The 12,704-nt window shown below is 72.2% G+C and carries 10 protein-coding genes and 1 pseudogene; 8 read left to right on the plus strand and 3 right to left on the minus strand.

The window, feature by feature from the left end:
• The first annotated feature begins 27 nt into the window (after positions 1 to 27).
• Positions 28 to 1,605: a malate synthase A gene (gene aceB, locus C2L58_RS11145; RefSeq protein ID WP_103337482.1), complete on the plus strand. Its 1,578-nt coding sequence runs from the start codon at positions 28 to 30 to the stop codon at positions 1,603 to 1,605.
• Positions 1,605 to 2,792 (plus strand): DUF6986 family protein, encoded by a 1,188-nt coding sequence (locus C2L58_RS11150; protein WP_103337483.1) that lies wholly within the window; start codon positions 1,605 to 1,607, stop codon positions 2,790 to 2,792. Before aceB ends, C2L58_RS11150 begins: the two co-directional genes overlap by 1 nt.
• A gap of 127 nt (positions 2,793 to 2,919) precedes the next feature.
• Here the strand turns inward: C2L58_RS11150 and C2L58_RS11155 are convergent, their stop codons facing one another.
• Positions 2,920 to 4,074, minus strand: coding sequence for a DUF2786 domain-containing protein (locus C2L58_RS11155; protein ID WP_103337484.1), 1,155 nt, complete (start codon positions 4,072 to 4,074; stop codon positions 2,920 to 2,922).
• Between the two features lie 93 nt (positions 4,075 to 4,167).
• On the opposite strand from C2L58_RS11155, the pseudogene C2L58_RS11160 reads away from it, so the two are divergent.
• Together C2L58_RS11160 and C2L58_RS11165 are read left to right on the plus strand one after the other, a co-directional pair.
• A pseudogene (locus tag C2L58_RS11160) lies at positions 4,168 to 5,354 on the plus strand (cation:dicarboxylate symporter family transporter).
• 36 nt (positions 5,355 to 5,390) lie between these two features.
• Positions 5,391 to 5,717 carry a DoxX family protein gene (locus tag C2L58_RS11165; RefSeq protein WP_103337485.1) on the plus strand — a complete coding sequence of 109 codons (327 nt, stop codon included), beginning with the start codon at positions 5,391 to 5,393 and terminating at the stop codon, positions 5,715 to 5,717.
• 22 nt (positions 5,718 to 5,739) lie between these two features.
• Here C2L58_RS11165 and C2L58_RS11170 read toward each other — a convergent pair whose 3' ends face one another.
• Both C2L58_RS11170 and C2L58_RS11175 read right to left on the minus strand, forming a co-directional pair.
• Positions 5,740 to 6,228, minus strand: coding sequence for a MarR family winged helix-turn-helix transcriptional regulator (locus tag C2L58_RS11170; RefSeq protein WP_103337486.1), 489 nt, complete (start codon positions 6,226 to 6,228; stop codon positions 5,740 to 5,742).
• A gap of 105 nt (positions 6,229 to 6,333) precedes the next feature.
• Positions 6,334 to 7,656 (minus strand): helix-turn-helix domain-containing protein, encoded by a 1,323-nt coding sequence (locus tag C2L58_RS11175; protein WP_103337487.1) that lies wholly within the window; start codon positions 7,654 to 7,656, stop codon positions 6,334 to 6,336.
• Positions 7,657 to 7,778: 122 nt separating this feature from the next.
• On the opposite strand from C2L58_RS11175, the gene C2L58_RS11180 reads away from it, so the two are divergent.
• The 4 genes from C2L58_RS11180 to pucD are packed head-to-tail and all read left to right on the plus strand — an operon-like array spanning position 7,779 to position 12,704.
• The gene (locus C2L58_RS11180; RefSeq protein WP_103337488.1) at positions 7,779 to 8,651 is read left to right on the plus strand and encodes an FAD binding domain-containing protein; all 873 of its coding nucleotides are present in this window, start codon (positions 7,779 to 7,781) and stop codon (positions 8,649 to 8,651) included.
• A complete protein-coding gene (locus C2L58_RS11185; RefSeq protein ID WP_103337489.1) occupies positions 8,642 to 9,109 on the plus strand; it encodes a (2Fe-2S)-binding protein in 468 nt (155 codons plus the stop codon). Before C2L58_RS11180 ends, C2L58_RS11185 begins: the two co-directional genes overlap by 10 nt.
• Positions 9,106 to 10,446 carry an 8-oxoguanine deaminase gene (locus tag C2L58_RS11190; RefSeq protein ID WP_103337490.1) on the plus strand — a complete coding sequence of 447 codons (1,341 nt, stop codon included), beginning with the start codon at positions 9,106 to 9,108 and terminating at the stop codon, positions 10,444 to 10,446. The genes C2L58_RS11185 and C2L58_RS11190 overlap by 4 nt, the downstream gene beginning before the upstream one ends.
• Entirely contained in the window at positions 10,443 to 12,704 is a 2,262-nt protein-coding gene (gene pucD / locus C2L58_RS11195) for a xanthine dehydrogenase subunit D (RefSeq protein WP_103337491.1), read from the plus strand. Before C2L58_RS11190 ends, pucD begins: the two co-directional genes overlap by 4 nt.

The following is a 12,704-nucleotide window of genomic DNA, read 5'->3' on the forward strand; positions in this document are numbered from 1 at the left end:
AGATCCGAACCCTCGAGGTGTTTCCCCATGTCTTCTGAAGTCCAGGTGCTGGGCGACCCGGTCGAGCGCGGCGACGAGATCCTCACGCCGGAGGCGCTCGCCTTCCTCGCCGGCCTCCACGACGCCTTCGCCGGCCGCCGCGACGAGCTGCTCAAGGCGCGTGGCAAGCGCCGCGAAGAGGCCCGGACCACCGGCCGGCTCGACTTCCTGCCGGAGACCAAGGAGATCCGCGAAGGCGACTGGCAGGTCGCCGGCGCGCCGCCCGCGCTGCGGGACCGCCGCGTCGAGATCACCGGGCCGACCGACCGCAAGATGACCATCAACGCGCTCAACTCCGGCGCGAAGGTGTGGCTCGCCGATCTCGAAGACGCCAACACGCCGCACTGGCGGAACGTGGTCTCCGGCCAGGTCAACCTCTACGACGCCACCCGCGAGACGATCACCCTGGAGAGCGGCGGCAAGAGCTACGCGCTGAAGGACGACGTCGAGCACGCCACGATCGTGGTCCGGCCCCGCGGCTGGCACCTGCCCGAGAGCCACCTCACCTTCGGTGGCCGCGAGGGTGTCGGCGCGCTCGTCGACTTCGGCCTGCACTTCTTCCACAACGCGGCCGAGCTGCTCAAGCGCGGCAAGGGCCCGTACTACTACCTGCCGAAGATGGAGAGCCATCTCGAAGCGCGGCTCTGGAACGACGTCTTCACCCACGCCGAGAAGGCCCTCGGCATCGAGCACGGCACCGTCCGCGCCACCGTGCTGATCGAGACCATCCCGGCCGCGTTCGAGATGGAGGAAATCCTCTACGAGCTGCGCGAGCACGCGTCGGGCCTCAACGCGGGCCGCTGGGACTACCTGTTCAGCGTCATCAAGTACTTCCGCGACGCCGGCGAGAAGTTCGTGCTGCCGGACCGCAACTCGGTCACCATGACCGCGCCGTTCATGCGCGCCTACACCGAGCTGCTGGTGCGCACCTGCCACAAGCGCGGCGCCTTCGCGATCGGCGGCATGGCCGCGTTCATCCCGAGCAAGGACCCCGAGACCAACAAGGGTGCTTTCGAGAAGGTTCACGCGGACAAGTCGCGCGAGGCCGGCGACGGCTTCGACGGCTCCTGGGTCGCGCACCCGGGCATGGTCGAGCTCTGCAAGGAGGAGTTCGACAAGGTCCTCGGCGACCAGCCGAACCAGCTCGGGCGCACCCGTGACGAGGTGAGCGTCACCGCCGACCAGCTGCTGGACGTCGCTTCGACGCCGGGCGGGGCGACGGCGGCCGGCCTGCGCGCCGCGGTCGACGTCGGTGTCCGCTACATCGCGTCCTGGCTGGCCGGCAACGGCGCGGCGGCCATCCACAACCTGATGGAGGACGCCGCCACCGCCGAGATCTCGCGCTCGCAGATCTGGCAGTGGGTCAAGAACGGGACCACTTTGGACAGTGGCGACGTCGTCACGGCGGAGCTGGTGCGCGGCGTGCTGGCCGACGTCCGCGGCGAGCTGGCCGGCGAGCTCAAGCCCGAGCAGCTGGAGCCCGCGGTGGAGCTGTTCGAGCAGGTCGCGCTGGCCGACGAGTTCCCGGACTTCCTGACGCTGCCCGCGTACGAGCGGATCAAGTAGTGCGGCTGCCCGAGGACGTCTACGACGCCGCCGACGCGCGCCTGGCTGCGGCCGACGCGCGCGTCGCGGCGTCGTACCCGGGGGAGCGACCGGGACGGCAGCCCGTGCACACGGTCTACGTCCCCGCGTCGCGGTACAAGACCCGCCTGGTGGCCGACTGGGGCAAGCAGGCGATGCGGGTCTTCATCGAGCACGGCGACCTCCTCGGCGCCGACGCGGAGGTGTACGAACGCGTCCGCGCGAAGCTGCTGACCGAGCCGATCGAGGACCTGCGGATCGACTTCGAGGACGGCTACGGCCGGGTCGCCGACGACGTCGAGGACGCGGCCGCCCTGGCGGCCGGGCAGACCCTGGCGACCACCGGCGGCACGCCGTTCTGCGGAATCCGTTTCAAGAGCTTCGAGGCGGCGACGCGCCGGCGCGGCATCCGCACCTTGGACCTGTTCCTGGGTTCGCTGCTGGACAACGGGCCGCTGCCGCCCGGGTTCGTCGTCACGCTGCCGAAGGTGACGGCCGTGGAGCAGGTCTCGGTCGCTGCGGAAGTCTTGTCCCGGTTGGAATCCGCGTACGACCTACCCGAGAACACCCTGCGCTTCGAGGTGCAGATCGAGACATCTCAGTCCATTGTGGACCTCGACGGGACGTTGTCGGTGGCGCGGATCGTGCACGCCGCTTCGGGTCGCTGTTCGGGACTGCATTACGGCACGTACGACTACAGCGCGGGCCTCGGCATCGCGGCGGCGTACCAGAGCATGGAGCACCCGGCGGCGGACCTGGCCAAGGGCCTGATGCAGGTTTCGGCGGCGGGAACCGGCGTTCGCCTCTCGGACGGCTCGACGAACAAGCTCCCGATCGGCGACGCGCTGCCGATGGCGTGGGCGGAGCACCTCCGGCTGGTCCGCCGGTCGTTGGAGCGGGGCTTCTACCAGGGCTGGGACCTGCACCCGCATCAGCTGCCGACCCGCTTCGCGGCGACGTACACGTTTTATCGTGCGGAGTTCCCGGAGGCGGTGGAGCGGTTGCGCGCGTACGCGGAGAAGACGTCGGGGGGCGTGCTGGACGAACCGGCGACCGCGCAGGCGCTGGCGGTGTACCTGCTGCGAGGTTTGGACTGCGGGGCTCTGGACGAGGGCGAGCTGCCGTTCGGGCGTCCGGAGCTGGAGAAGTACGCGCTGCGGCTCGCGTGAGCAGCCGGCGGGTCTGGCTCGATGGCACCGCCATTTCCGCCTTGACCTCCGACGTCTCGATCCGGACGTGCGCGAACCGGCTCGGGGTATCGTCCCGGTCCGGCTCTCCAACCGGGCGTTGCTGGAGTTACTCACCGAGCCGGGCGCGGTCGGCCGCGGCCCGGCCCGCGCCCCAGCCTTCGTGGCTGCGCACCGTCACTGACTTGTTCACCACTTCAGGAAAAAGCGTCGTGAACGCCGCGGCCACATTCCTCTCGTGCGAAGCCAGCACCGGCAGCAGCTCCGGCGCCTGGGCGATCGTCGCTTCCGCCGCCCGTTCGAGCCGCTCGCCGATCCGGGTGGCGTAGGAGACGAGGAACGACTTGCGGAACGGACGCGAGCGGCCGGCGGGGTCGGCGATCATCGCCCGGGTCGCCTGGATCAGCAGGGACGTCGTCAGCAGCGCGACCGAGTCGAGGTCGTCCTCGTCGCCGATGACGGTGACGAACTCCCAGCGCGGGTCGAAGACCGCGTGGCAGCGGTTGGCCGTCGCGACCACGTGGACCAGCAGCGACTTCGCGTCCGTGTACGGCGTGTCGAGCCAGATCCGGCGGGCCGCCGGCCGATCGGGTGCGGCCTCGGCGCTCTCGACCAGCACGCGGTCGAGGGCGTGGCGGGTCATCAGTTCCTGCGCCTTCGCCGAAAGCGCCTCCGCCTCCTCCGGGAACGAGCTCGACTCGGCCTTGGCGAGCAGCGCGCGGACCCGGCTCAGCTTCTTCTCGTCGACGTGCTGCCGGACCGGACGCTCCAGCGGGGTCCCCGGCGCGGGCAGCACGACGGTCAGCGCCGGCAGCGTCTTCAGCAGGCCGAAGGCTTCGATGACCGCCGCCACCGCCTCGGACGGCGTCAGGATGTGCTTCGCTGCCCACTGCGGGAGGTGCGGCTCGGTCTCCGTCCACCAGCGGACGGCGCCCGCCGCCTCGAGCTGCTCCCGCCACGCCGGGTGCACGGCGGAGAACTGCCCGGCGTAGGCGGCGAGCGTGTCGAGCAGGTACGAGCCGGCGAATTCGTCCAGGCGCCGCCGGGCCGCCTGGTGGAGGTCCTCGGGCAGCCAGCCACCCCGGCACGCCCGGTCGATCAGCTGCTGCCCGGTCCGGTCCGCGGCCTCGGCGAGTTCGGCGGGCAGGGTGAAGCCCGGCGCCAGCAGGTCGGCGTCCCCCGGTGCGGCGGCGAGCAGCGCGTCGCCGAATTCCTCGGCCGTCGCCGGCGGCGGGCCGACGCGGACCTGCTTGCGCTTGCCCACGCGGCTCAGTCTGCCGCAGTGACTTTCCGGGGCGTCGGGTACGTCACTGCGAGCGTTAACACCGCCGGAACATCCGACGCTCAGGGTCCCGCCATGGCGGAGAACAAGAAGCGCTGGTGGACGTCGGTGTTCGTGCAGCTGCTCGTGGCGGTGGTCGCGGGCGTGCTGGTCGGGCACTTCTGGCCGGTGCTCGGCGCCCAGCTCAAGCCGGTCGGCGACGGCTTCATCCGGCTGATCAAGATGATCATCGCGCCGCTGATCTTCGGTGTCGTGGTGACCGGGATCGCGGCCGTCGGAGACGTCAAAGCGGTCGGACGAATCGGGCTCAAGGCCATCGTCTACTTCGAGGTCGTCACGACGTTCGCGTTGCTGTTCGGCCTGGTCGTGGCGAACGTCTTCCGGCCCGGCGCCGGGCCGGACATCAACCCGGCGACGCTCGACCCGCACGCCGTCACCGCCCAGACCAAGGGCGGGCAGCTGCCGTCGGCCGGGGATTTCCTGCTGCACACCATCCCCGACAGCGTGGTGAACGCGTTCGCGCAGAACCAGCTGCTGCAGGTGCTCGTGTTCGCGGTGTTCTTCGGGGTCGCGCTCGCCGCGATCGGGCGGGAGCGGGCGCCACTGGTGCTGGACTTCGTGGACCAGGTGCAGCAGATCGTCTTCAAGGTGATGGGCTGGATCATGCGGGTCGCGCCGCTGGGCGCGTTCGGCGCGATGGCGTTCATCATCGGCCAGTACGGTCTGTCCACATTGGGCACCTACGCGAAGCTGATCGCCGCCTGCTACGGCGCGGCCGTGCTCTTCACGCTCGTCCTCGCCGCCATTTCCCGGTTTTACGCCGGGGTTTCGGTCTGGAAGTTCCTCCGCTACGCGCGGCGACCGGGCTGGTGGTGCCGACCGGGTACTCGTTCAACCTCGACGGCGCGACCATCTACCTCTCGATCAGCACGGTGTTCCTGGCCCAGGCGTTCGGCGTGGAGATGACGCTCGGCCAGCAGCTGCTGGCGGTGCTGATCCTGATGCTGACGTCGAAGGGCATGGCGGGCGTCCCCGGCTCCAGCTTCCTGGCCCTGTCGGCGACGGCCGCGGCGATCGGCGCGTTCCCGGTGGCGGGCGTGGCCCTGCTGCTGGGCGCGGACCGCCTGATGGACTCGATGCGCGTGTTCGTCAACCTGCTCGGCAACTGCGTGGCGACGTTCGTGGTGGCCAAGTCCGAGGGCCGGCTGGACCGGGACAAGCTGCGGGAGACCCTCGAAGGAGCGACGCCGGTCGCGGCCTGACCGTCACCTTCCGGGCGGCGGGCCCGTCGGGAAGGCATGCACCCTGCCACGGTTCTCGTCACGATCGCGCTCAACGCGGGCATCGGCCTCGCGGACCTGCTGAAGGCGCGGTTCGTCCTCGCCACCTCGGCCGCCGTCGACGTTCCGCCGAGCTGGCTTCCCGCTCTCGGCACACTGAAGCTCGCCGGTGCGGCCGGGCTGCTCCTCGGCCTGCTCGGCGTTCCGGTCCTCGGCGTGGCGGCGGCGATCGGCCTGACCTTGTACTACCTCGGGGCGATCGCCGCCCACGTCCGCGCCCGCCGGTTCGCCACCGGCGCGGTGCCGGCGGTCTTCCTCGGGCTCGCGGTGGCGACGGTGGTCTGACGCAGCGGTCTGACGCAGTGGCTTAGCGCAGCCGCGGGAGCGCGTCCCGGGCGAAGTGGCTCAACGTCCGCAGGTCGGCGGCCAACCGCTCCCGGTGGTCCTCGGGCAGCGGCCCGAAGAAGAACTGCTCGACGTTCTCGACGTGCACGCGGCTGGCCCGCACGGTCGTCTCCTCGCCGAGCGCGGTCAGCCGGACGAGCTGGACCCGCCGGTCGCTCGGGGAAGCGGTGCGGGTCACCAGCCCGATCGCGACCATCCGGTCGACCAGCCGGGTCGCCCCGCCGGTGGTGAGCACCTGCTCCTGTGCGATCGAGCGCATGGTCAGCCCGTCTTCACCGGTGCGGCCCACGAGCAGCAGGACCTCGTACATCAGGTGCGTGATCCCGCATTCGCGCTCCAGCGCCCGCCCGAGCAGGTACCCGAGCCGGTGCGCCGCGCCCTGCAGCCACCCGAAGGCCAGCACGCGGACGTCGTCCGCCGCCTGCCGGGCCGAAGCGATGTCGGGGTCCACGCCCTCATCCTCCCCCCGGACCCCGGCCACGCAACGCGCAACGGCGGCCGATGGGGTGCGAGGCACGCCCCCTGCGCCGAGCGGGCGAGCGGGCGTTCGGCAGCTCTAGTCGCCGGCGCGCAACGCGAGGTACACGTCGAGCTGATCGGTGAACTCCGTCAGGTCCGTTCCCAGCAGCTCGCCGGCCCGCCCGATCCGGTACCGCAGCGTGTTGACGTGGACGTGCAACGCCTTCGCCGCCCGGGTCGGCGAGCCCGAGCACTCCAGGAACACCCGGACCGTGTGCACGAGATCCGTGTGCTGCTCCGCGTCGTAAGCCAGCAACGGCCCGAGCACCCGGCGGCGCAGGGCCGCGCGCACCCCCGCCGGCGCCCCGGCGAGCAGCAGCTCGTGCGCATCCACTTCACCGGCCCGGATCACCGCCACCCGGCCCGGCCGCCGGGCCGCCACCTCCACCGCGTACCGCGCGCTCTCCGCCGCCTCGTCGCGCGGGCCCGCATCGCTGACGCCGCAGACGATCCGCTTCGCCCGGAGCAATGGTTCTACAATGGACAACTCGGCCGGTGCGGGCCGCAGCGCGGTCGCCGCGTACGACGTTTCCCCGGCGGATTCGAGCAGCAGCGCGCCCGGCAGCCATTCGCCCAGGACGTCCCGGCTCTCGTCGCTGCCTTCGGTCCGCAACCCGACGACGCACACCTCGCCGGGCAGCTCGGCGGCCGAAGGAACCGCCCGTGCCCGCGTGACCCCGACGAGCCCCGCCACCTCCTCGGCCAGCTCGGCCTGCGCGGTGCTCAGCGGCCCGCCCACGGCGATCAGCCACGGCACCGCGTGCCGCCCCTCGACCGGGACCAGCGTCAGCGGCCCCGGCTCGCGGGCCGCGTACCGGCGGACGACGTCCTCGGGCGGCATCGGCAGCGCGGCCGTCCCCGCGATCAGCCGGCCGAAGCCCGACAGCACCCAGCAGGGCAGCCCGAGTTCCGCCGCCGCGCGGTCCAGCAGCGTCTCGACCGGCGCCTCCGCGGCCGCCTGCAAACGTTTGCGCGCGCTGTCGGACGCGGCGGCCAGCGCCAGCACGACCTGCTCGGTGATCACCGAGAACGACAGGTCGGGCGGCACTTCCAGCAGCGGGATCCGGTGCCGGACGCAGGCGTCGACGACGTCGTCCGGGATGCCGCCCGAGTCGGCGCCGGACGCCGCCAGCGCCGCCGCGCCCGCGCGGGCCAGCGCGGCCACGAACGGCTCGGCGTCACCCGGGGCGTGCCACCACAGCAGGCCGGAAAGCACCAGCTCACCGGCCGACAGGTACCGTCCGGGGTCGGACAGTTCCGTGACGTAGATGCGCGTCACCGGCCGGTCGAGCAGGTCGGTCCCGGCCCGGGGGCGCAGCCGCAGCCCGGGCAGGCCCAGCAGTGTTTTCACGGTCGTCATGAGGCTTGTAGGAAAGCACAAACGCACCCCGGTCCGCTGCTGCGCGTTTCATGCGTGGCGCCGTTGCCGCCCGGCGGTGATCCGTCGTCTACTGGTCTATCGTCCTCACGAAGGAGCAGCCAGTGGAGTTCCTGCGTCCCACGACGCTCGCCGAGGCCCTCGCCGTGAAGGCCGAGCGGCCGGACGCCGTGCCGATCGCCGGCGGCACCGACGTCATGGTCGAGCTGAACTTCGACCACCGGCGCCCGGAGGCCCTGCTCGACCTGACCCGGGTCGGCGAGCTGGCGGAGTGGTCCACTGTGGACCACTCGGACGGCACGGTCCGGCTCGGCGCCGGTGTCCCGTACTCCCGGGTCATCACCGAACTGGGTGAATCCGTGCCGGCCCTGGCCATGGCCTCGCGCACGGTCGGGTCCCCGCAGATCCGCAACCGCGGCACGGTCGGCGGCAACCTCGGCGCCGCGTCCCCCGCCGGGGACACCCACCCGGTGCTGCTCGCCCTGGACGCGCGGGTCGAGGTGGCCTCGGTGCGGGGGAGCCGCCTGCTGGACGCGGCGGAGTTCTACGTCGGCGTGAAACGGCACGCACTGGCTCCGGACGAGCTGATCACCGCCGTCCACCTGCCCGCGCACGCCGGGCCGCAGCAGTTCGCCAAGGTCGGCACGCGCAACGCGATGGTCATCGCGGTCTGCTCGTTCGCGATCTCGCTCCGGCAAGGCAAGGTGGGCGCCGCCATCGGCTCGGCCGCGCCGACCCCGCGCCACGCCCGGGACGCCGAGGATTTCCTGGCCGCCGAGCTGCCGTGGACGTCGTCCGAGCCGCTGCCGGACTCCCTGAAACGCCGCTTCGGCGACCTGGTCGCCGCGGCCGCCGAGCCGATCGACGACGTCCGGGGCAGCGCCGCGTATCGGAAGCACGCGCTCGGGGTACTAGCGCGGCGTACGTTGACTTGGGCCTGGGAAGAACACCGGACGGGAGTGCGCGCATGCGCCTGAATGTCACGATCAACGGCGAGCCGCGGCAGGCGGACGACGTCTGGGAAGGCGAAAGCCTGCTCTACGTACTGCGCGAACGACTCGGCCTGCCGGGTTCGAAAAACGCCTGCGAACAGGGCGAATGCGGGTCGTGCACGGTCTACCTCGACGACGTCCCGGTGTGCGCCTGCCTGGTCGCGGCCGGGCAGGCCGAGGGCCGCGTGGTGCGCACGGTGGAGGGACTGGCCGACGGCGACACCCTCGACCCGGTCCAGCAGTCCTTTGTGGACGCCGGCGCGGTCCAGTGCGGGTTCTGCACGCCGGGGCTGGTCGTCGCGGCGCACGACCTGCTGAACCGCGTCCCCGACCCGTCCGACGAGGAGATCCGCGAAGCCCTGGCGGGCAACCTCTGCCGCTGCACCGGCTACGAGAAGATCCTCGACGCGGTGCGCGCGGCGGCGAAGGAGGGGGTCGCGTGAGGACGCTCATCGCGAACGCGGCCATCGCCACCGTCACCGGCGAGGAGTACGCGAGCGGGCACGTCGTCGTCGAGAACGACCGGATCGCCGCGGTCGGCGAAGGCGTGTACACCGGCGAGTTCGACGAACGCGTCGAGGCCGGAGGCTGCCTGATCACGCCGGGGCTGATCAACACCCACCACCACCTCTACCAGTGGGCGACCCGCGGGATGGCCGCCGACCACACGCTCTTCGAGTGGCTGGTCGCGCTCTACCCGGTCTGGAGCCGTCTCGACGCCGAGATCACGCACGCCGCGGGCACCGCCGGGATGGCGCGGCTGGCGCTGACCGGCTGCACCACCGTCGCCGACCACCACTACGTCTTCCCGCGCGACGGCGGTGACCAGGTCGCGGCGCTGGCCGCGGCCCGCCAGCGCATCGGCGTCCGGCTGCACGTGGTGCGCGGGTCGATGGACCGCGGCGAGTCCGACGGCGGCCTGCCGCCGGACAACCTGGTCGAGTCGACCGAGGACGCGCTGACCGGGACCGAAGCGGCGATCGACCGCTTCCACGACGACTCCGCGGGGGCCCACCTGCAGATCGCCGCCGGCCCGTGTTCGCCGTTCTCGGTCACCGAGCGGCTGATGTCCGGCGCGGCCGAGCTGGCCCGCCGCAAGGGCGTCCGGCTCCACACCCATCTGGCCGAGACGCTCGACGAGGAGAAGCAGTGCCTCGCCGAAGTCGGCTGCACCCCCGCCGAGTACGCCGACAAGCTCGGCTGGCTCGCCGACGACGTCTGGCTCGCGCACACTATCCACCTCGCGCCCGAGGCGATCCGCCGCTTCGGCGCCACCGGCACCGGGTCGGCGCACTGCCCGACGTCCAACGGCCGCATCGGCGCCGGCATCGCGCCCGTCCGGGACCTGCTGGACGCCGGGGTGCCGGTCGGCCTGGGGGCCGACGGCGCCGCGTCCAACGAATCCGGCGGTCTCGGCGAAGAGCTGCACCAGTCGCTGCTGCAGGCCCGCCAGCGCGGCGGCCCGCGCGGGCTGACCACGCGCGAAGCGCTGTGGATGGGCACGATGGGCGGCGCCCGCTGCCTCGGCCGCGCGGACGACCTGGGCTCCCTGGAACCCGGGAAGCTCGCCGACCTGGCCGTCTGGGACCTGACCGGGCTGAACCACGCCGGCATCACCGACCCGGTCGCCGCGCTGGTGCTCGGCACCACGCCGCCGCTGCGCCGGCTGTTCGTCGGCGGCAAGGCCGTCGTCGAGGACGGCACCCTGCGCGAAGCCGACGAGTCCGCCGTCGCCCGCGAGCTGGCCGCCGCGAGCGCCCGGTTGCGGGAGGGCAGATGACCAGCACCACGTCGGTCACGACGACGACCGCGAACGGCGTCGGCACGTCGCCGCGGCGGCCCGACGGCACGGTGAAGGTCCGCGGCGAGTTCGCCTACTCCTCGGACCTCTGGCACGAGGACATGGTGTGGGGCGTGACGCTGCGCAGCCCGCATCCGTACGCGCGCATCACCGGCATCGACATCGCGGCCGCCCTCGCCGTGCCCGGCGTCTACGCGGTGCTGACGCACGAGGACGTCCCCGGCGTGAACCGCTACGGCCTCGAGCACACCGACCAGCCGGTGCTCGCGTCCGACGTCGTGCGGTACCAGGGCGAGCCGGTGGCGCTGGTCGCCGCCGACCACCCGGAGACCGCGCGCCGCGCGATGAAGCGGATCGTCGTCACCTACGAAGAGCTCGAGCCGGTGACGGACTCCGAAGCGGCTGTGGCGGGCGAAGGGCCTTCGCTGCACGAAGGCGGCAACGTCGTCCGGCACGTCAAGATCCGCCGCGGGCCGCAGGAGCCCACCGCCGACGTCGTCGTCTCCGGCGTCTACGAGGTCGGCATGCAGGACCAGGCCTTCCTCGGCCCGGAGTCCGGGCTCGCCGTGCCGGACACCGAAGGCGGTGTCGATCTTTATGTCGCGACGCAGTGGCTGCACGTCGACCAGCAGCAGATCGTCGCCGCGCTGGGGCTGCCGATCGAGAAGGTGCGGCTGACGCTCGGCGGCGTCGGCGGGGCGTTCGGCGGCCGGGAAGACCTGTCGATGCAGGTGCACGCGTGCCTGCTCGCCCTGCACACCGGCAAGCCGGTGAAGATGGTCTACAACCGCGAAGAGTCCTTCTACGGGCACGTGCACCGGCACCCCGCGAAGATGTACTACGAGCACGGCGCCACCCGCGACGGCCGTCTCGTGTACGTGCGCACGCGCCTGTACCTCGACGGCGGCGCGTACGCGTCCTCGACGGGGGCGGTGGTCGCGAACGCGGCCACGCTCGGCGTCGGGCCGTACAAAGTGGACAGCGTGGCGGTGGACTGCTGGGGCACGTACACGAACAACCCGCCGTGCGGCGCGATGCGCGGCTTCGGCGCGGTGCAGGCGGCGTTCGGCTACGAGTCCCAGATGGACAAGCTCGCGGACGCCTGTGGTCTCGACCCGGTGGAGATCCGCGTCCGCAACGCGATGAGCGAGGGCGATCTGATGCCGACCGGCCAGGTCGTCGACGCGGAAGCGCCGGTCGCGGAGCTGCTGTCCCGCGTGCGGGAGATGCCGATGCCGCCGGAGCGGCCGTTCGACCTGCGGCACATGCCGGGCGGGGTGTCGAACACGACGCACGGCGAAGGCGTCGTCCGCGGCGTCGGGTATGCCGTCGGCATCAAGAACGTCTGCTTCTCCGAAGGCTTCGACGACTACTCGACGGCTCGCGTGCGCCTGCAGCTGGTCGGCGGCGAACCGGCCGCGACCGTGCACACCGCGGCCTGCGAGGTCGGCCAGGGCCTGGTGACGATCATGCAGCAGATCGTGCGCACCGAACTCGGCGTCGACCAGGTGACGGTCCTGCCGATGGACACCTCGATCGGCAACGGCGGCTCGACGTCGGCGTCGCGCCAGACCTACGTCACCGGCGGCGCCGTGCAGGCCGCCTGCGCGGCGGTGCGGGCGCGGCTGCTGTCCCGGTTCGACCAGCGGGTGCGCGTCGTCGGCGGCAAGGTCGTCGCGGCCGACGGCCAGGTGCTCGCCGATCTGGTGGACGTCCTCGGCGACGACGTCCACGACGAAACCGTGGAGTGGCGGCACCGGCCGACGGCCGCGCTGGATCCGGAAACCGGGCAGGGGAGTGCCCACGTGCAGTACGCGTTCGCCGCGCACCGGGCGGTCGTCGACGTCGACACGGAACTGGGGCTGGTCAAGGTGGTCGCGCTGGACTGCGCCCAGGACGTCGGCAAGGCGCTGAACCCCCAGGCCGTGCTGGGCCAGATCCAGGGCGGTTCGGCGCAGGGGCTGGGGCTCGCGGTGATGGAGGAGATCCAGACCTCCGGCGGGAAGATCCGGAACCCCTCGTTCACCGACTACCTCATCCCGACGGTGCTGGACATGCCGCCGATGAGCATCGACGTCCTGGAGCGCCCGGACCCGCACGCGCCGTACGGCCTGCGCGGGGTCGGCGAGCCGCCGACGATCTCGTCGACCCCGGCGATCGTGGCCGCGATCCGGGCCGCGACCGGGCTCGCGCTCACCCGCGTCCCGGTGCGGCCGGAGCACCTCACCGGTACCTGA

Origin of the sequence: Amycolatopsis sp. CA-126428, from assembly GCF_002904335.1 — a bacterium.
Lineage (GTDB): Bacteria > Actinomycetota > Actinomycetes > Mycobacteriales > Pseudonocardiaceae > Amycolatopsis.